This window comes from Actinomadura sp. NAK00032 (assembly GCF_013364275.1).
Lineage (GTDB): Bacteria > Actinomycetota > Actinomycetes > Streptosporangiales > Streptosporangiaceae > Spirillospora.
The window spans coordinates 4,411,958-4,429,251 of sequence record NZ_CP054932.1 but is presented as its reverse complement, the minus strand read 5'-3'; the positions used below and the strand labels follow the sequence as shown (position 1 = coordinate 4,429,251).

Below are 17,294 nucleotides of genomic sequence, written 5' to 3'. Positions count from 1 at the left end.
GTCCCCTTGATCCTGACCCTACCGGTAAGGGATCGCCCGGTGCCTGTCACCGCGGGCTGACGACGTCCGCCAGCGGAAGGAGGGCCGTGACGACGAACCCGCCGCCCTCCCCCGGCCCCGCGTCCAGCGTGCCGCCGACGCTGCGGGCCCGCTCGATCATCCCGAGGATGCCGAACCCCTCCGGCGCGCCGCCGGACGGCCCGCGGCCGTCGTCGGCGACCCGGACGGCGAGGCCGCGGGCGTCCCGCTCCAGGGTCACCGTGGCGCGCCCGGCGGCGGCGTGCTTGACAGTGTTGGTCAGGGCCTCCTGGACGATCCGGTACGCGGCGACGCCGACCTCCGGCGGCAGCGCGGTCGCGAGGCCGCCGTCCGACAGCTCCACGTCGATGCCGCCGGCGCGCGCGGCCCGCACGAGGTCGGCGATGCCGTCCGGGCCGGGCAGCGTCCCGGTGGGGCCCACGTCGGTGCCGCGCAGGACCTGCAGGGTGCCGCGCAGCTCGGTGCGGGCGTCCCGGCAGGTGGCCGCGATCGAGCCGAGCGCGTCGGCCAGCTCCGCCCGGTCGAGCGGCCGGTCGCCGCGCACCAGGTGGGCCGCCGCGCCCGCCTGCACGCCGATCAGCGTGATGCTGTGCGCGAGGAGGTCGTGCAGGTCGCGGGCGATCCGCAGCCGCTCCTCGGCGACCCGCCGCCGCGCCTCCTCCTCGCGGGTGCGCTCGGCCCGCTCGGCGCGCTCGGTGATGGTCGCGAGCCGCGCCCGGTGCACCCGCCAGACCTGGACGGCGATCACCACCGACACCGCGGCCTCGATGACCGCGACCTGCTCGCGGACCGAGCTGCCGCCCGCCCGCATCGCCATCCCGATCACGCACACGGCCAGCAGGAACGCGACGACGCTGAGGACGACCCGCACCCGGCGCCCGAGCACGGCGTAGGCGAACAGCGCGACCACCTCGGCGGGCACCAGCGCGTGGTGCTGGTACTGCGCCAGGTGGTAGGGCAGCACGAGGACCACCAGGGCCGCGAGCGCGGGCGCCGGCCACCGCCTGATCACCGCGAGCGGCGCGTGCGCCGCGACCAGCAGCAGCGCGCCGGGCGCGTCCAGCTCCCGGACGCCGGGCCACACCGCCGCCGCGGCCAAGGCGACCGCCGCCAGCACCATCGCGAGCAGGGCGTCCGTGACCGTCGCATTGACCCGGGGCAGCGTCACCACCCGTCCATCTTCCCCGACCCCCGCGATCACTGCGCACCGCCCCCGCCGCGGCCGGGCCGGGTTCGCGCGGGCGCGTTCTACCCCGGCGGGCGCGGTTGCGGCAACGGGGGCGGTCCGGGTTAGCGTCGGTGGCGACAGATCGCGGGGGTCCGGCGAACCGGGCTGAGATAGCGGCTGAGACGGCCGCTGACCGCATGAACCTGACCGGGTAATGCCGGCGTAGGGAGAGATCGGGTCGTCATGACACAACGTGTGGTTCCAGCTGCCCGCAAGACCTACCTGCAGGGCTCGCGCCCGGATGTGCGGGTCCCGATGCGGGAGGTGCCGCTCACCAACGGCGATGTCGTCGTCCTGTACGACACGTCCGGGCCGTACACCGATCCGTCGCGGCGGACGGACGTCCGCCGGGGGCTGCCCGCGCTGCGGGAGGCGTGGATCGCCGAGCGCGGCGACACCGCCCCGTACGAGGGGCGGGCGGTGCGGCCCGAGGACGACGGCCGCAAGGCGGCGCCCGTCCGGGAGGACGTCCCGCCGCGGCGGCCGCGCCGCGCGTCCGGCGGCGCGGTGACGCAGCGCGCGTACGCGGCGCGCGGCGAGATCACGCCGGAGATGGAGTTCGCGGCCCTGCGGGAGGGGGTGCGGCCGGAGTTCGTCCGGGACGAGCTGGCGGCCGGGCGGGCGGTGCTGCCCGCGAACGTCAACCACCCGGAGGCCGAGCCGATGGTCATCGGCCGGAACTTCCTGGTGAAGGTGAACGCCAACATCGGCAACTCGGCGGTGGCGTCGTCCATCGAGGACGAGGTCGAGAAGATGACGTGGGCGACCCGGTGGGGCGCCGACACGATCATGGACCTGTCGACCGGGAGGGACATCCACACCACGCGGGAGTGGATCCTGCGGAACTCGCCGGTCCCGGTCGGGACCGTCCCGCTGTACCAGGCGGTCGAGAAGGTCGGCGGCGACCCGGCGGAGCTGACCTGGGAGGTCTTCCGCGACACGGTGGTCGAGCAGGCCGAGCAGGGCGTGGACTACATGACCGTGCACGCCGGGGTGCTGCTGCGGTACGTGCCGCTGACGGCGCGCCGCAAGACCGGGATCGTGTCGCGGGGCGGTTCGATCATGGCGGCGTGGTGCCTGGCGCACCACGAGGAGAACTTCCTCTACACCCGGTTCCGGGAGCTGTGCGAGATCTTCGCCGCCTACGACGTCACCTGGTCGCTCGGGGACGGGCTGCGCCCCGGCTCCATCGCCGACGCCAACGACGAGGCGCAGTTCGCCGAGCTGCGCACGCAGGGCGAGCTGACGCGGATCGCGGCGGAGTACGGCAACCAGGTGATGAACGAGGGGCCCGGCCACGTCCCGATGCACAAGATCAAGGAGAACGTGGACCGGCAGCAGGAGTGGTGCGACGGCGCGCCGTTCTACACGCTCGGGCCGCTGACCACCGACATCGCGCCCGGCTACGACCACATCACCTCGGCGATCGGCGCCGCGATGATCGGCTGGCACGGCACGGCGATGCTCTGCTACGTCACCCCGAAGGAGCACCTCGGGCTGCCGGACCGCGAGGACGTCAAGGCCGGCGTCATCGCCTACAAGATCGCGGCGCACGCCGCCGACCTGGCCAAGGGGCATCCGGGGGCGCAGGCGTGGGACGACGCGCTGTCGGACGCGCGGTTCGACTTCCGCTGGGAGGACCAGTTCAACCTGTCGCTGGACCCGGACACCGCCCGCGCGTTCCACGACGCGACGCTGCCGGCGGCGCCGGCGAAGACGGCGCACTTCTGCGCGATGTGCGGCCCGCACTTCTGCTCGATGAAGATCACCCGGGACGTGCGGCGGTACGCCGACGAGCGCGGGCTGGACGGCGAGGCCGCGCTGGCCGCGGGGATGCGCGAGAAGGCGGCGGAGTTCCGGGCCGCCGGCGGGCGGGTGCAGCTGCCCCTGTCGCCCGGTCCGTCGTGACGTAAGCGCAGGTCGGCGCGGGCCCGGCGCGGACGGTTCCGCGCCGGGCCCGCGCGGCCCGGCGGGGCCCGGGGTGCGCGGCGCGGCTAGTATCGAGGGACCGTTCCAAAGCCGCGGATCCCCCCGAATCGCCGCAGGCCCGTCCCCGCCGGGAAAGGACCGACGACTACGTGACCAGCGACGACACGCCGACGGCCCCCGCGCGCGCGATGCGCGCCGACGTGCGCCGCAACCGGGCGCGGCTGCTCGCCGCGGCCCGCGACATCTTCCAGCGCGACGGGGCCGGGGCGTCCCTGGAGGCCGTCGCCCGGCAGGCCGGCGTCGGCATCGGGACGCTCTACCGCCACTTCCCGACCCGCCGGCACCTGCTGGAGGCGCTGCTCGCCGACGGCTACGCCGAGCTGGCCGCGGCGGCCCGCGAGCTGCTGGCCTCCCCCGCGCCCGGCGAGGCGCTGCTGACCTGGCTGAACGCGTTCGCCGCGCAGGTGGCGGCCTACCGCGGGCTGGCCGCCGCGGCCGTGGCGTCACTGCGGGACGAGGCGGTGCTGCGGGACGAGGCGGTGCTGCGGGACGAGGCGGCGCTCACGGAAGAGGCGGCGCTCAAGGAGGAGGCGGCATCGCGGGACGAGGCGCCGCCGACGGCCGGGCGGCCGGAGCCGGCGCCCTCCCGGCGGGCGATGTGCGAGGCGGCCGAAGCGCTGTTCGCTCGCGCGCAGCGGGCCGGGGACGCGCCGGCGGAGGCGGCGTTCGCCGACGTCCTGTGGCTCACCGGCGCGATCGCGGCGGCCACCGAGCGGGAGCCGGAGGCCGCCGGGCGGCTGCTGTCGCTCGCCGCCACGGGCATGGCGCCCGGCCGGCCGTAGCCGGTCCCGCCGGTCAGCCCGTCTCCGGGACGGGCAGGATCCGGCGCGGCCCGCGCGGAGCGCCGCTCCATCTGCGCCATTCGCGCGGGTAGCCGACCGAGACCTCGATGTGCGGGACGCCGCCGGCCCAGATCGTCCGGGGGATGTGCAGGTGCCCGTACACGACGGACACCGCGCCGAACCTGGCGTGCCAGTCGGCGGTGCGCTCGGTGCCGCACCACTGCGCGAACTCGGGGTACCACAGGACGCGGGTGGGCTCGCGGATCAGCGGCCAGTGGTTGACGAGCACGGTCCGCGTCCCCGGTTCCAGGGCCGCCAGGCGCTCCTCGGTGTAGGCGATCCGGGCGTCGCACCAGGCGTCCCGCGTCGGGTGCGGGTCGGGGTGCAGGTAGACCTCGTCGGTGCACACGACGCCCGCCTCGTGCGCGATCTCGAGCGCCTCCTCCTTGGTGGACGCCCCGTCCGGCCGGAACGTGTAGTCGTAGAGCAGGAACAGCGGCGCGATCGTCACGGGGCCGCCCTCGCCGTCCCAGACCGGGTACGGGTCCTCGGGGGTGAGCACGCCGAGGCCGCGGCACATGTCGACGATGCGCCGGTAGCGGGCCTCCCCGCGCAGCCGCACCGGGTCGTCCTTGACCGTCCACAGCTCGTGGTTTCCGGGGACCCAGAGCACGCAGGCGTACCGCTCGCGCAGCGTGCGGAGCGTCCACTCGATGTCGGCGAACCGCTCGGCGACGTCGCCGGCGACGATCAGCCAGTCGTCCCCGGACCCGGGCCGCAGCCCGTCGACGAACGCGCGGTTCTCGGGGAATCCCACATGCAGGTCGCTGATCGCGTAGACGCCGCCCATCCGGCGATCGTAAGCCCCCGGGCGGGCGCCGCGCCGGGGCCGGCTCCCGCCGCCGGGGAGTGACGCCGGGGTCTGGGGGTGCTTGCATGGCGTGATCTGCGTCTCACGAGCCACCGAGGAGTCCGCATGCGACGACCGTTGACGGCCCTGCTCACCGGCGCGGCCGCCGCCTGCCTGCTGTGGTCGGTACCGGGGGCTGCGGCCGCCCGGCCCGTCTCCGGGCCGTCGGCCCCCGGGCCGCTGTACGCGCAGGTCGAGGATCGCGACACCCGCCTCCAGCTGCAGGTCCTCGGGCGGCCGGACGGCCGGGACATGCTGTACCGGATCTCCGGGTACGTGTACGCCGACGTGCCGGGCGACGCCCTGGCGCCGCGCCTGCGGCACGGGACGCGGCTGTTCGGGTTCGAGGGCTACAACATCCGGCGCCTCTACCGCGAGCCCGGCACGAACAAGCTGTACCAGCTGAGCCGCGAGGTCGTCTTCTACACCGACCCGCAGGACCCGGCGAAGGTGCTGAGGCAGTGGCGCAACCCGCTCGACGGGAAGACGTACCCGCTGGTCCCGGTGAACAACGACGACGTCGACTTCGGGCCGTTCCCCATCACGCCTCAGTTCCGGCTCGGCCCGCTCAAGGACGTCGGACGCAACCTCGCCCAGGTCTCCGACATCCCGCCGCGCACCGACATCAAGGCCCTGACCGGCGACGGCTTCGGCCTCCCCGGCGGCGTCTACACCGCCTGGGAGATGTTCGACTTCCACATCGGCGAGCGGGAGGCGGCGCGGCGGGCGCACGGCGTCCCGAAGGGGGCGATGGAGGTGGCGAACAGCTGGACGCGGTCCAGCCCGTTCACCCCGTCGATGTGCGTGCCGGAGGAGGACACCCGCGCACGGCTCCTCTTCCACGCCCGGAGCTGGACCCTGGACTCGTGGGACGACCTGGAGCCCTGGCTCAAGGCCGAGGTCGAGCGCGATTACCCCCTCTACAAGAAGGCCCCCGGCGCGCCCGCGCCGTCGGAGACCTCGTGGACGTCCTTCTACCGCAAGCAGCTCCGTAACGGCGCCCTCACCTGGGCGGAATGGTGCGCGCGGAACGGCAGGTAGAAACGGCGAGGCGGCCCGCGCCCCCTTCCGCAGGGGCGCGGGCCGCTTCAGCGTCCAGTCGCCTTGGTGTCCTGGTGCTCCCGCGTTCAGTTGTTCTTGCCCCAGAAGTAGACGCCCAGGCTCATCGCGAGCACGCTCGCCCAGCTGAACACGGCCCGGACGGTGTTCCAGGCGGTCCAGCGGCCGGAGTAGTCCGACCAGAGCTTCGCCGCCTCGGCCATGTCCTTCGGGATCGACGCGGCGTCCAGGTCGTTGTTCATCGGGATGTTCACGGCGAAGCTCGGGACGAGCGCGCCCAGGAAGTAGACGCCCGCCGCGGCGAAGAACAGGATCGCGGCCGACTTCTGGTCCAGTGTGAGCAGCAGCACGCCCGCCGCGGCGGCCAGCACCGGGACCAGCATGAACATCGCCACGAACAGCGGGTTCTGGATCTTCTGGTTGATGCCCTGCATCGCGTCGATCGCCGATCCCGGTCGCGCCGCGTTCAGGCCGGGCATCACGCCGGTCGAGAAGCCGAAGAACGTCCCGGCCATGCCAGCCGCCATGATCAGGGAGAGCGTCACCGAGACGCCCGCGAGTGCGGATTTCACCGTCATTCCACCTTCAGGTCAGAGGTTCTAGCGGGTCAGCGGTTCCAGCCGGTCAGGGGGTCCAGATCCCGCTGTCCGCTGTCTCCCGCGCGTAGTCGGCGAAGTCGCGGGGCGCGCGGCCGAGCGCCCGCCGGACGCCGTCGGCGGGACGGGCGTTGCGGCCGTCCAGCACGGTGGTGAACAGGTAGGTCAGAAAGCCGATGACGTCGCCGGGCAGGCCGTGCTCCTTGAGGGCGGCGGCGTAGTCGTCCGCGCTCACCGGGACGAAGGCGATCTCCCGTCCGGCCGCGCGGCCGATCTCCGCGACGGCCTCGGCGAAGGTGAGCGCGCGGGGGCCGGTGACCTCGTAGACCTCGCCCGCGTGGCCGTCCCGGGTGAGCGCCGCGACGGCCACGTCGGCGATGTCGCCGGCGTCCACGAACGGCTCCGGCACCTCGCCCGCCGGGAGGATGACCTCGCCGGCGCGGACGGGGTCGAGGAGGTAGTCCTCGCTGAAGTTCTGCGCGAACCAGCTCGCCCGCACGACCGTCCACTCCAGGCCCGACGCCCGGACGATCCCCTCGCACTCCGCCGCCTCGGGCTCGCCCCGGCCGGACAGCAGGACCACCCGCCGCACGCCGGCCGCCACCGCCTTCGCCGTGAACGCGGCGATGGCCTCCGGCGCGCCGGGGGCCGCCAGGTCCGGGTAGTAGGACAGGTACACCTTCTCGACGTCCCGCAGCACGGGCGCCCAGGTCGCCTCGTCCGCCCAGTCGAAGGCGGGCGAGGCCGCCCGCGATCCCATCCGGACCGGGACGTCCAGGGCCTCCAGCCGCTCCACCACGCGCCGGCCGGTCTTGCCGGTGCCGCCGAGGACGAGGGTCAGGCCGTTCTCGATCTCCGTGTTCGTCATGCCCTCAAGTCAACCGGCGGGCGGCTTCGGCGACCATCGTCGAGAAGCTCGCCCGCATACGCCAGCGTCTAGGCTGGCCGCCATGGACGCGCTCACCGACCTGCTCGACGGCCCGCGCGCCCGCGGAGCGTTCATGCTGCGGGCGACCCTCGACCCGCCCTGGTCGGTCCGCATCCAGGACGAGGCGCCGCTGACGCTGCTGTCCATGGTCAGGGACGACGCGTGGCTGATCCCCGACGAGGGCGAGCCGCAGCGCGTCGGCCCCGGCGACATGGCCGTCTTCCGGGGCCCCGACCACTACACGGTCAGCGACGACCCGGCCACCGAGCCGCAGATCGTCATCCATCCCGGGCAGCGCTGCACCACCCCCGACGGCACGAGCCTGTCGGAGGCGATGGACCTCGGCGTCCGCGCCTGGGGCAACGACCCGGCCGGGACGTCGGTCATGCTGATCGGCACCTACCAGATGCGCGGCGCCGTCACGGGGCGGCTGCTGTCCGCGCTGCCGCCGATCGCGGTGGTGCGCGCCGACACCTGGAAGTCGCCGCTCGTCGACGTGCTGGGCGAGGAGATCGGCCGGGACGAGCCCGGCCAGGAGATCGTCCTGGACCGGCTCCTCGACCTGCTGCTGATCGCGACGCTGCGCGCCTGGTTCTCCCGGCCGGACGCCGCGGCCCCCGGCTGGTACCGCGCCCACGGCGACCCCGTCGCCGGCCCCGCGCTGCGGCTCCTGCACGACGACCTGTCGCACCCGTGGACGGTCGCGGGCCTCGCCGCCCGGGTCGGCGTCTCCCGGGCCGCGCTCGCCCAGCGGTTCGCGAAGCTGATCGGCGAGCCGCCGATGGCGTACCTGACCGGGATCCGGCTGGCGCAGGCCGCCGACCTGCTGCGGGAGAGCGACGCGACGCTGGACGCCATCGCGCGCCAGGTCGGCTACGGCACCGCGTTCGCGCTGAGCACCGCGTTCAAGCGCGAGCACGGCGTCAGCCCGCAGGAGTACCGCGCGGGCGCCGGCGCCGCCCCCGCCTGACCGGCCGGGGGCGCCCGGGGCGGTCAGTGCTCCTCGCGGAGGGTGGGCTCGGCGCGGACGGGCGAGTCGTCGGCCGCGTCCGGGATGAACGGGACGACGAACGCGTACTCGGCCAGCACCGACTCCGGCACCTCCGCCGACTCGCCGAACGCCGCGATCTCGCCCCAGCACGGCGAGCCGAGCGAGCCGCTGCGGTGCCGCACCGACAGCCCGGCGCACAGGTTGGCGAACCGCAGCCGCTCGGCCAGCGGGAGGCCGGCGAGGGTGGCGAACACGAACCCGGCGGCGAACACGTCGCCCGCGCCGGTCGGGTCGAGGGCCTCCACCGGCAGCGCGCCGACCTCGGCCCGCTCCCCCGACGCCGAGTCGATCGCGATGGCGCCGTCGCCGCCGCGCTTGACCACGACCACCGGGACCCGCTCGGCGAGCGCGGCGGCCGCGTCCGCCGGGGTGGCCGTGCGGGTGTAGGCCATCGCCTCGGCCGCGTTCGGCAGGAACACGTCGACGTGGGCGAGGCGGTCGAGGACCTCGGCCGGCCAGGCGCCGGTCTGGTCCCAGCCGAGGTCGCCGAACACCAGCGCGCCCCGCGCGCGCATGCCGGCCGCCCACGGCGGCACCGGGCGGTCGACGTCGACGAAGCAGGCCCGCGCGTCCGGCGGCGGGGCGCCGAGGTCGTCCAGCGGGGCGGGGACGGGCCTGGCGAACGTCACCATGCTGCGGTCGGAGTCGTAGGCCATCGACACGGTGACCGGCGTCGACCAGCCGCGCACGCGGCGCGACAGCCCGAGGTCGACGCCCTCCTGCTCGGCGAGGGTCCGCCAGAGGTAGGCGCCGAACATGTCGTCGCCGAACGGCGCCGCCAGCCCGACCCGCAGGCCGAGCCGGCTCATCGCGACCGCGATGTTGGCGACCCCGCCGGGCGCCGAGCCGAGCCCGTCGGTGACGATCTCGGTGCCGGGCGGCGGCAGCCCCGGCAGCCCGGTGAAGATCATGTCCATGAAGACCTGGCCGGACAGGAACACGTCCAGGCCCGGGCCGGCCCCGCCGGCGCGCAGCCGCTCCCCCGCCGGCTCCCGCTCCGCGCAGGGGTCGGCGAGGGACGGCTCGGGCGCCCGGCCCGGCGCGGTCTGCGGAGTCACCGCGGTCTGCTGAGTCACGAGGCCCCCCGTGGCGAGGCGTGGGCTGGGTCCCCCGGACCCTAGCCCCCGCCTCCGACATCGACTGCTACTCCGGAACGTACAACCGGATGTCGTCCACCTGCGCCTTTCCCTCGTAGAAGTTCATGTGCGGGTCACCGATCATGAACCGGTCCGGGTAGGCGGACCCGGCGGGCCAGGTGCCCCGGTCGACGAGCGTGCCGCCCGGTCCCGTCCAGGTCCAGTCGGCGTCGAACCGGCCGTCGTACTCCTGCGGCCGCTGGTTGTAGTGCCAGATGGGCTCGCCGTCCTGGACGAACGCGCGCGTGTACCGGAAGGTGGCGCGGCCCACGTGCGCGAAGACGCCCGTCATCTCCATCGTGTAGGCGCCGTCGCGGCGCTCGATCGCGAACGTGTAGGGCTCCTGCGGCAGCAGTTCCGGCCGCAGGTCGACGGTCGAGACGATCGCGCCGCCCTTGCGGTGCCCGCACTCGCTGTCCATCAGGTACTCGGTGCCGGGCATCGCCGCGTACCGGCGGTCGTCGGTCATGAAGATCGCGTTGACGCCGTTGCCCGTCCCGGCGGAGTAGGGCTCGTACCGGCCGGTGGCGGGGTCGCAGTACAGCAGTCCCTTGCCGGTGTACTTGTAGCGGTTGTAGCCGTCCATGGCGACTTTCCGGTGGCCGTGGACGAAGACGTTGTTGTGCGGGGCCACTTGCCGGTAGTCCATGATCGACATGTAGTAGAAGCCGTTGGAGTCGGTGCGGACGTCGGCCCACTCGCACTCCGGCCGGGAGAAGTCGCCGCCCGACGCCCACGGGAAGTTGGTCTTGCAGCCCTCGGGCGAGTACCCGTTGACGCGGCCGTCCGGGTAGTCCCACAGGCCGCCGCGCTGCCCGCCGAAGTCCAGGCCGCGCAGCGTCATCTCGACGCGGTACTCGGCGGGCAGGTCGCGGGTGGAGCGGATGACGACGCCCGCCTGGTGGGCCGGCTCGTCGATGCGCGCGACGCCCTTGCCGGACGTGAGCGTCGGCGGGCGGTCCGGCCGCCCGTCCCCGTCGGTGTCCCGCGCGGCGAGTTCGGCGGTGAGCCAGCCGCGCTTCCCGAACGTGAACGACTGCCGGTAGGTCTTCATCTTCGCGAGCTGCTGCCGGAAGGCGGGGCCGCCGACGGTGTCGAAGTAGGCGCCGTCGTTGTCGTACATGTCGACGTTGTAGGGGCTGGACGGGCCGTCGCCGTCCGGCCGCCACGGCGCCTTCGCGCTGTCCAGGTGCCGGTTGAACGGTTCGGCGGCGACCAGCCGCCACCCGTCGCGGGCGGCGGGCGGGCCGGTGCCGGGGCCTCCGGCGGCGTGCGCCGGCGCCGTGCAGAGGGCCGCGGGCAGGACCAGGGGCAGCGCCATCGCCAGGGCGCCGCGTGTGAGTTTCCTCATGGCCACGACCGTCGCACGGGCCGCCCGACCACGACCAGGGCAAACATCGCCAAAGTGGTATTGACCAGTCGCCACAATCGGACATACGGTGTGCAACGACAGGAACAACGTCAAGAGGAGGTGAACGGCGTGCCATCCGCCGGTGGATCCCGCTCCGGGAGCACGAAACGGCAGGCGGTGCGCCGGGAGCTGCTGGCGATGCTGGACGGCCTGGACGTGGGGGACGCCCTGCCGTCCGAGCGCCGGCTCGCCGCGGACCTCGGCGTCTCCCGGCCGACGCTGCGGCAGGCCATCGACGGCATGGTCGCCGAGGGCCTCCTCGACCGGCGGCACGGGAGCGGCACCTACGTGGCCGAACCCCGGATCGCGGTGTCGCTGACCATGACCTCGTTCACCGAGGACATGATCAGGCGCGGGATGAAGCCGGGCGGGCGGGTCCTGTCGTTCCGCACGGAGACGGCGGGGGCGCGGATCGGCAGGCGGCTCGCCCTCTCCCCCGAGGAAGAGGTATTTACCATTCGGCGGCTCCGGCTGGCCGACGAGGCGACCATGGCGATCGAGACCCTCTACATGCCGCGGTCCCTCATGCCGGGGCTGCGCAGGCACGACCTGGAGGGGCGGTCGTTCTACGACCTGCTGCGCGGCGCCGGCATCGTGATCGCCTCGGGCACCGAGACGATCGAGCCGACCGTCACCACCGCCGAGGAGGCCGCCGAGCTCGGAGTGCCGGTGCACATGCCGGCGTTCCTGTTCGAGCGGATCACCAGGGACCCCGGCGGGCGGCCGCTGGAGTACGTGCGGTCCCTGTACCGCGGCGACCGGTACCGCCTGGAACTGGACCTGCGACCACCGAACCACTGACCAACCGGACGATCGTCCATCGCGCTGACGGGGGCGACAGCGCACCACCACCCCCCGGGAAGTGAGGCGACTTCACCATGGACGTCATCAAGGACATCCTCACCTTCCTGGCCGACAACGTCTTCGGCCAGGTGCCCATCCTCATCGGTCTCATCACGCTGATCGGCCTGGTCCTCCAGCGCAAGCGCTTCGAGGACGTGTTCGCGGGCGCGCTGCGCGCCACGATCGGCGTCGTCATCCTGTTCATCGGCGTGGAGGTGTTCACCGGCGGGCTGACCAGCTTCCAGACCGTCCTCGCCAGCGCGATGGACACCACGCCGCCGAAGGCCGACAACACCCTCGCCGACTTCCTCACCAAGCAGGGCGGCACGGTCGCGCTGGTCATCACGGTCGCGTTCCTCGTGCACGTGCTCGTCGTCCGGCTGTTCCCGGCGGCCCGCTACCTGTACCTGACCGGGCACCTGATGTTCTGGGTCAGCACGGTGACGGTGGCGTCGCTGGTGACGATCGCGCCGGACGCCGACCAGCTCACGCTGGTGCTGTGCGGCGCCGGGTTCGTCGCCGCCTACTGGACGCTCCAGCCGCTGTGGATGCGGCCGCTGATGCGCCGCGTCATGCCGGACGACCGGTTCGGGTTCGCGCACACCAGCTCGCTCGCGTGCCTGGTGACCGGGTACGCCGCGCGGCCGCTCGGCAGCCGCGACAAGCACGACACCGAGAAGCTGAAGCTGCCCCGCCAGCTGTCGTTCTTCAAGGACGTCAACGTCAGCACCGCGCTGATCATCACGGTGATCATGCTGGTGGGGGTCGCGCTCGCCGACGACGGCGTGGTGGCCAAGGCCGCGGCCGAGATGGACGAGAAGCTGTCCCCGTGGGTGTGGGCGATCCTGGTCGGCCTCCGGTTCGCGGGCGGCATCGCGATCCTGCTGTTCGGCGTGCGGATGTTCCTCGGCGAGATCGTCCCGGCGTTCAAGGGGTTCAGCGACCGGGTCATCCCCGGCACCCGCCCCGCGCTGGACGCGCCGACCGTGTTCCCCGTCGCGCCGACCGCCGTCATGATCGGTTTCGTCTCGTCCACCGTCGTGTTCCTGGTCTGCCTCGGCGTGTTCGCCGGCGCCGGCTGGTTCACCCTCGCCCCGCCCATGATCATGCTGTTCTTCGTGGGCGGCGCCGCCGCGCTGTTCGGCAACGTGGTGGCGGGCTGGCGCGGCGCGGTGCTGGGCGGTGTGATCTCCGGGCTGATCCTCGCGGTCGGGCAGGCCGTCACCTGGGGCCTGTACGAGAAGACCGCGCCGGAGCTCGCCACCCTCGCCGACCCCGACTGGTACGCGATCGCGTGGCTGCTGAAGGCGGTGGAACCGGTCGCCGGCGGGAACGCGGTCTGGGCGGTGCCCGCCGTCGCGCTCGCCGCGATGGTCGCCTCCCTGCTGCTGCTCGGCCGCGCCGAGAAGCGGCGGGGCGGCCCGGCGGACGGGGACGCCGCGCCCGAGGGCGAGGCCGCCGCGGCGAAGGCCTGACCGAACCGACTAGAGAGCCGATCGAGAGAGAAGGACCGACATGGCACTGGACCGGCAACTGGAGATCCTCGCGGTCTGCGGCGTCGGCATGGGCTCCAGCCTGATGCTCAAGATGACCGCCGAGGACGCGCTGCGCTCGCTCGGGGTCGAGGCGCGGGTGGAGAACACCGACGTGTCCACGGCGCGGGGGATGTCGCCCGACGTGGTGATCGGCCAGGGCATGCACACCAGCGAGATCGCCGACCTCGCGCCCGTCGTGATCACCGTCAGCGACTTCCTCGACAAGGAGGGCCTCGAAGCACAGCTCCGGGAGCGCCTCACCGAGCAGGGGTGGCTTTCATGACGTCTCATTCTGAGGGGGCGGCCCCCCGGACCCCCCGGCAACCGCCCGTGGTGATCGCCGCCACCGACGGCGTCGTCGCGGCGGACTGGCGGGAGGCCGTCCGCAAGGCGGCCTCCGCGCTGGTCGACGCGGGCGCGGCGGGCGAGGGCTATCCGGACGCGTGCGTCCGCGTGGTGGAGGAGAACGGCCCGTACATCGTGCTGACCAAGGGCCTGGCGCTCGTCCACGCCCGCCCCGAGGAGGGCGGGCTGGCGGTCGGCGTCGGCGTGACCCGGCTGGCGTCGCCGGTCGAGTTCGGCCATCCCGACAACGACCCGGTCGACCTACTGCTCGCGTTCTGCACGCCCGACCCCGACGCGCACGTCGGCGTCCTCGCGGGGCTGGCGCGCGCGCTGTCGGGCGGCCTGGCCGACCGGCTCCGCGCCGCGTCCGGCCAGGACGATCTGGCCCGCATCCTGAAGGAGGCCGTGCCCGATGCCTGAAGCCACCCGGACGCAGCTCCCCGACCGGGTGCGGACCCTGCTGGACGACCTCGACGAGACGTCGGGCAAGGCGGTCGACGCCGCCGCGGCGCTGCTCCTGGAGTCGGTCGAGGCCGACGGGATCGTGCACGTCGCCGGGGCGGGGCACTCCCTCGCCATGGTGTTCGAGACGTTCTACCGGGCGGGCGGCCTCGCCGCCGTCCGCCCGGTCTGGGACCCGGGGGTGTTCCCGCTCGACAACGCGGTGCGCAGCACCCGCGTCGAGCGGGAGGCGGGGGTGGGGCGCGCCGTGGTCGCGAAGGCGGCGCCCGCCCCGCCGGACGTGGCGGTGGTGTTCTCCACCAGCGGCAGCAACCCCTACCCCGTCGAGGTGGCGGCGGAGTGCCGGGCGCGGGGCGTGCCGGTCGTCGCGGTGACCTCGGCGCGGGCCGCGCGGGGCGCGGCGGCGCGGACGGCGACGTCGCTGGCCGACCACGCCGACATCGTGCTGGACACCCGCGTCCCGCCCGGCGACGTACTGCATCCGGCGGCGGCGCCGCGGACGGCGGCGGCCTCCACGATCCTCGCCGCGTACGCGTGGTCGCGGGTGCTCGCCGCGCTGGACGACCTCGCGGCGGCGCGCGGCGCGCAACTCCCCCGCTGGACGAGCGCGAACGTCCCCGGCGGCGACGAGGTGAACGCCGCGCTGTTCGCGCGCTACCGGCACCGCATCCCCGAGCTGACGGGGGATGAACAGCCGTAAACCAGGGCTCTTCCTGCGGCGTTTCGCATATGGCCCGGCTCGCTCCCTATGACATGATGCGTGGCTACCATCGGACAGAACGAGGAGCGAGATGACGACACGACCGACCGAGGACGACCTTCTTGCGCTGTTCACCCGCGCGGACCTCGGCGGCGACCGGAAGCTCGACCTGATGGAGTTCACGCTCGTCCTGGACGAGCTTGGCCTCGCCTGGACGCGCGCCGAGACGCAGGACAGGTTCGAGCGGGCGGACGGCAACCTCGACGGGTTCATCTCCTACGAGGAGTTCCGCGCGATCATGAAGTCCCAGGGCTGGGCCGAGGGGCCGCTGCCGGGCGCCCGCGCCTGACCCGCGGCGAACGCGACGGGGCCCGCCGGCCTGGCCGGCGGGCCCCTTGACGTCTGCCGCGCAGGGGCGGACCCGGCGGAGGCCGGACCCGGCGCGGGTCAGCCCCGCCGCGGGTCAGACCAGCCGCAGGTCAGACCCGCCGGTCGCGCAGCTCCCGGTAGCGGCGCACGAGCGCGGCCGTGGACGGGTCGGGCGCCTGCGCGGGCGGCTCGGCCGAGGTGAGCGCGGGCGCGAGGTCCATCGCCATGACCTTGCCGAGCTCGACGCCCCACTGGTCGAAGGAGTCGATGCCCCAGATCGTCCCCTCGACGAACACGATGTGCTCGTAGAGGGCGACGAGGGACCCGAGGGTCTTCGGGGTGAGCTTGGGCGCCAGGATCGTGCTGGTCGGCCGGTTGCCCGGCATGACCTTGTGCGGGACGACCGCGGCGGGCGTCCCCTCGGCGGCGATCTCCTCGGCGGTCTTGCCGAACGCGAGCGCCGACGTCTGCGCCAGCATGTTCGCGGTCAGCAGGTCGTGCATCCCGGCGGGCCCGTCGACGGCGGGGTCGGCGAAGGGCTCGGCGAACCCGATGAAGTCGGCGGGGACGAGCCGGGTGCCCTGGTGCAGCAGCTGGTAGAAGGCGTGCTGGCCGTTGGTGCCGGGCTCGCCCCAGAAGATCTCGCCGGTCTGCGCGACGACGGGCGCCCCGTCGGCCCGCACCGACTTGCCGTTGGACTCCATCGTGAGCTGCTGGAGGTAGGCGGGGAAGCGGGCCAGCCGCTGGCTGTAGGGCAGCACGGCGCGGGTCTGCGCGCCGAAGAAGTCGGTGTACCAGACGCCGAGCAGGCCCATCAGCACCGGCATGTTGGCCTCGAACGGCGCGGCGCGGAAGTGCTCGTCGATCTCGCGGAACCCGGCGAGCATCTCGCGGAACGCCTCGCCGCCGATCGCGATCATCAGGGACAGGCCGATGGCGCCGTCGAAGGAGTACCGGCCGCCGACCCAGTCCCAGAAGCCGAACATGTTGGCGGTGTCGATGCCGAACTCGGCGACCCGCTCGGCGTTGGTGGACACGGCGGCGAAGTGCCGGGACACGGCCGCGCCGTCGCCGAGCCGGTCGACGAGCCACTGCCGCGCGACCTTGGCGTTGGTGAGGGTCTCCAGCGTCCCGAACGTCTTGGAGCTGATGACGAAGAGGGTCTGCTCGGGGTCGAGGCCGGCGAGCTTCCCGACGATGTCGGCGGGGTCGATGTTGGAGACGAACCGGCAGGAGACGCCCGCGTCCGCGAAGTCGTGCAGGGCCTCGTAGGCCATGGCGGGGCCGAGGTCGGAGCCGCCGATGCCGATGTTGACGACGGTCGTGATCCGCTTGCCGGTGAACCCGGTCCACTCGCCGGAGCGGACGCGCCCGGCGAAGTCGGCCATCTTGTCCAGGACGGCGTGCACGTCGCCGGCGACGTCCTGGCCGTCCACGGTGAGGGCCTCGCCGGGCGGGAGCCGCAGCGCGGTGTGCAGGACGGCGCGGTCCTCGCTGACGTTGATGTGCTCCCCGGTGAACATCGCCTCGATCCGGGCGCGCAGCCCGGCCCGCTCGGCGAGCGCGGTGAGCAGCGCCACCGTCTCGCTCGTGGCGCGGTGCTTGGAGTAGTCCAGGTGGAGGTCCCCCGCGGTCACCGTCATGCGGTCGACGCGCCCCGGATCGTCCGCGAACAGGTCGCGCAGGTGCCGCCCGGCGAGCGCCGCGTGGTGCTCGGCCAGCGCGGACCACTCGGGCGACTCGGTGATATCTGCCATTGCCTCTCTCATCTCCTCGCGGGGCGGGCGCCGATCCCCCTGGGCGCCGTCCCCACGGCGATCATAGGTCGACCGCGCGTGACCGTATCAGGGTCGTCCCCCGCCGCGCAGGGGACCGCCCCGGATGCCGGCGGGCGCCCCGTCGCCGAGTAGG

At 73.8% G+C, this 17,294-nt stretch carries 17 protein-coding genes and 1 riboswitch; of the genes, 10 read left to right on the top strand and 7 right to left on the bottom strand.

The features are described 5' to 3' along the window. Positions 1-46 precede the first annotated feature (46 nt). A complete protein-coding gene (locus HUT06_RS20550; RefSeq protein WP_217711360.1) occupies positions 47-1,207 on the bottom strand; it encodes a sensor histidine kinase in 1,161 nt (386 codons plus the stop codon). A 134-nt stretch (positions 1,208-1,341) separates the two neighbouring features. After that, positions 1,342-1,455: riboswitch (TPP riboswitch) on the top strand. On the opposite strand from HUT06_RS20550, the gene thiC reads away from it, so the two are divergent. Together thiC and HUT06_RS43875 are read left to right on the top strand one after the other, a co-directional pair. Continuing rightward, positions 1,451-3,175, top strand: a complete 1,725-nt coding sequence (gene thiC, locus HUT06_RS20545; protein ID WP_176197221.1) for a phosphomethylpyrimidine synthase ThiC — start codon at positions 1,451-1,453, stop codon at positions 3,173-3,175. Its footprint overlaps the riboswitch before it by 5 nt. Before the next feature lie 170 nt (positions 3,176-3,345). Then, positions 3,346-4,038, top strand: a complete 693-nt coding sequence (locus HUT06_RS43875) for a TetR/AcrR family transcriptional regulator (protein WP_254715294.1) — start codon at positions 3,346-3,348, stop codon at positions 4,036-4,038. Between the two features lie 13 nt (positions 4,039-4,051). Here HUT06_RS43875 and HUT06_RS20535 read toward each other — a convergent pair whose 3' ends face one another. Beyond that, entirely contained in the window at positions 4,052-4,888 is an 837-nt protein-coding gene (locus HUT06_RS20535; RefSeq protein WP_176197220.1) for a metallophosphoesterase, read from the bottom strand. Between the two features lie 126 nt (positions 4,889-5,014). On the opposite strand from HUT06_RS20535, the gene HUT06_RS20530 reads away from it, so the two are divergent. Then, positions 5,015-5,989: a DUF1838 family protein gene (locus HUT06_RS20530; protein ID WP_176197219.1), complete on the top strand. Its 975-nt coding sequence runs from the start codon at positions 5,015-5,017 to the stop codon at positions 5,987-5,989. A gap of 86 nt (positions 5,990-6,075) precedes the next feature. Here HUT06_RS20530 and HUT06_RS20525 read toward each other — a convergent pair whose 3' ends face one another. Together HUT06_RS20525 and HUT06_RS20520 are read right to left on the bottom strand one after the other, a co-directional pair. Then, a complete protein-coding gene (locus HUT06_RS20525; RefSeq protein WP_176197218.1) occupies positions 6,076-6,579 on the bottom strand; it encodes a DUF1772 domain-containing protein in 504 nt (167 codons plus the stop codon). A gap of 52 nt (positions 6,580-6,631) precedes the next feature. Next, entirely contained in the window at positions 6,632-7,471 is an 840-nt protein-coding gene (locus tag HUT06_RS20520; protein ID WP_176197217.1) for an NAD(P)H-binding protein, read from the bottom strand. An 82-nt stretch (positions 7,472-7,553) separates the two neighbouring features. Here HUT06_RS20520 and HUT06_RS20515 point away from each other — a divergent pair, with 82 nt between their 5' ends. Next, entirely contained in the window at positions 7,554-8,501 is a 948-nt protein-coding gene (locus HUT06_RS20515) for an AraC family transcriptional regulator (protein WP_176197216.1), read from the top strand. Positions 8,502-8,524: 23 nt separating this feature from the next. On the opposite strand, the gene HUT06_RS20510 is transcribed toward HUT06_RS20515, so the two are convergent. Together HUT06_RS20510 and HUT06_RS20505 are read right to left on the bottom strand one after the other, a co-directional pair. Beyond that, the gene (locus HUT06_RS20510; protein WP_254715293.1) at positions 8,525-9,658 is read right to left on the bottom strand and encodes a carbohydrate kinase family protein; all 1,134 of its coding nucleotides are present in this window, start codon (positions 9,656-9,658) and stop codon (positions 8,525-8,527) included. A gap of 67 nt (positions 9,659-9,725) precedes the next feature. Beyond that, on the bottom strand, positions 9,726-11,069 hold the full coding sequence (locus HUT06_RS20505) for a hypothetical protein (RefSeq protein WP_176197215.1): 1,344 nt from the start codon (positions 11,067-11,069) through the stop codon (positions 9,726-9,728). Between the two features lie 129 nt (positions 11,070-11,198). Here HUT06_RS20505 and HUT06_RS20500 point away from each other — a divergent pair, with 129 nt between their 5' ends. The 6 genes from HUT06_RS20500 to HUT06_RS20475 all read left to right on the top strand — a co-directional run bounded on the left by HUT06_RS20500 (position 11,199) and on the right by HUT06_RS20475 (position 15,363). Continuing rightward, a complete protein-coding gene (locus tag HUT06_RS20500; RefSeq protein ID WP_254715292.1) occupies positions 11,199-11,930 on the top strand; it encodes a GntR family transcriptional regulator in 732 nt (243 codons plus the stop codon). 77 nt (positions 11,931-12,007) lie between these two features. Beyond that, entirely contained in the window at positions 12,008-13,447 is a 1,440-nt protein-coding gene (locus tag HUT06_RS20495; protein ID WP_176197214.1) for a PTS ascorbate transporter subunit IIC, read from the top strand. Positions 13,448-13,487: 40 nt separating this feature from the next. Then, positions 13,488-13,790 (top strand): PTS sugar transporter subunit IIB, encoded by a 303-nt coding sequence (locus HUT06_RS20490; protein ID WP_138636875.1) that lies wholly within the window; start codon positions 13,488-13,490, stop codon positions 13,788-13,790. Continuing rightward, positions 13,787-14,272, top strand: a complete 486-nt coding sequence (locus tag HUT06_RS20485) for a PTS sugar transporter subunit IIA (protein ID WP_176197213.1) — start codon at positions 13,787-13,789, stop codon at positions 14,270-14,272. The genes HUT06_RS20490 and HUT06_RS20485 overlap by 4 nt, the downstream gene beginning before the upstream one ends. Then, complete coding sequence (locus HUT06_RS20480; RefSeq protein ID WP_176197212.1) at positions 14,265-15,014, top strand: sugar isomerase domain-containing protein; 750 nt, start codon at positions 14,265-14,267, stop codon at positions 15,012-15,014. The genes HUT06_RS20485 and HUT06_RS20480 overlap by 8 nt, the downstream gene beginning before the upstream one ends. 91 nt (positions 15,015-15,105) lie before the next feature. Further along, positions 15,106-15,363: an EF-hand domain-containing protein gene (locus HUT06_RS20475; RefSeq protein ID WP_176197211.1), complete on the top strand. Its 258-nt coding sequence runs from the start codon at positions 15,106-15,108 to the stop codon at positions 15,361-15,363. 130 nt (positions 15,364-15,493) lie between these two features. On the opposite strand, the gene pgi is transcribed toward HUT06_RS20475, so the two are convergent. Beyond that, positions 15,494-17,140, bottom strand: a complete 1,647-nt coding sequence (pgi, locus tag HUT06_RS20470) for a glucose-6-phosphate isomerase (RefSeq protein WP_176197210.1) — start codon at positions 17,138-17,140, stop codon at positions 15,494-15,496. Positions 17,141-17,294 lie beyond the last annotated feature (154 nt).

What these genes read in the sequence shown, in the direction of transcription:
- thiC (WP_176197221.1), top strand. Translation starts at nt 1,451, where the DNA reads ATGACACAACGTGTGGTTCCAGCTGCCCGCAAGACCTACCTGCAGGGC.
- HUT06_RS20535 (WP_176197220.1), bottom strand. Translation starts at nt 4,888, where the DNA reads ATGGGCGGCGTCTACGCGATCAGCGACCTGCATGTGGGATTCCCCGAG.
- HUT06_RS20530 (WP_176197219.1), top strand. Translation starts at nt 5,015, where the DNA reads ATGCGACGACCGTTGACGGCCCTGCTCACCGGCGCGGCCGCCGCCTGC.
- HUT06_RS20520 (WP_176197217.1), bottom strand. Translation starts at nt 7,471, where the DNA reads ATGACGAACACGGAGATCGAGAACGGCCTGACCCTCGTCCTCGGCGGC.
- HUT06_RS20515 (WP_176197216.1), top strand. Translation starts at nt 7,554, where the DNA reads ATGGACGCGCTCACCGACCTGCTCGACGGCCCGCGCGCCCGCGGAGCG.
- HUT06_RS20505 (WP_176197215.1), bottom strand. Translation starts at nt 11,069, where the DNA reads ATGAGGAAACTCACACGCGGCGCCCTGGCGATGGCGCTGCCCCTGGTC.
- HUT06_RS20495 (WP_176197214.1), top strand. Translation starts at nt 12,008, where the DNA reads ATGGACGTCATCAAGGACATCCTCACCTTCCTGGCCGACAACGTCTTC.
- HUT06_RS20490 (WP_138636875.1), top strand. Translation starts at nt 13,488, where the DNA reads ATGGCACTGGACCGGCAACTGGAGATCCTCGCGGTCTGCGGCGTCGGC.
- HUT06_RS20485 (WP_176197213.1), top strand. Translation starts at nt 13,787, where the DNA reads ATGACGTCTCATTCTGAGGGGGCGGCCCCCCGGACCCCCCGGCAACCG.
- HUT06_RS20480 (WP_176197212.1), top strand. Translation starts at nt 14,265, where the DNA reads ATGCCTGAAGCCACCCGGACGCAGCTCCCCGACCGGGTGCGGACCCTG.
- HUT06_RS20475 (WP_176197211.1), top strand. Translation starts at nt 15,106, where the DNA reads ATGACGACACGACCGACCGAGGACGACCTTCTTGCGCTGTTCACCCGC.
- pgi (WP_176197210.1), bottom strand. Translation starts at nt 17,140, where the DNA reads ATGGCAGATATCACCGAGTCGCCCGAGTGGTCCGCGCTGGCCGAGCAC.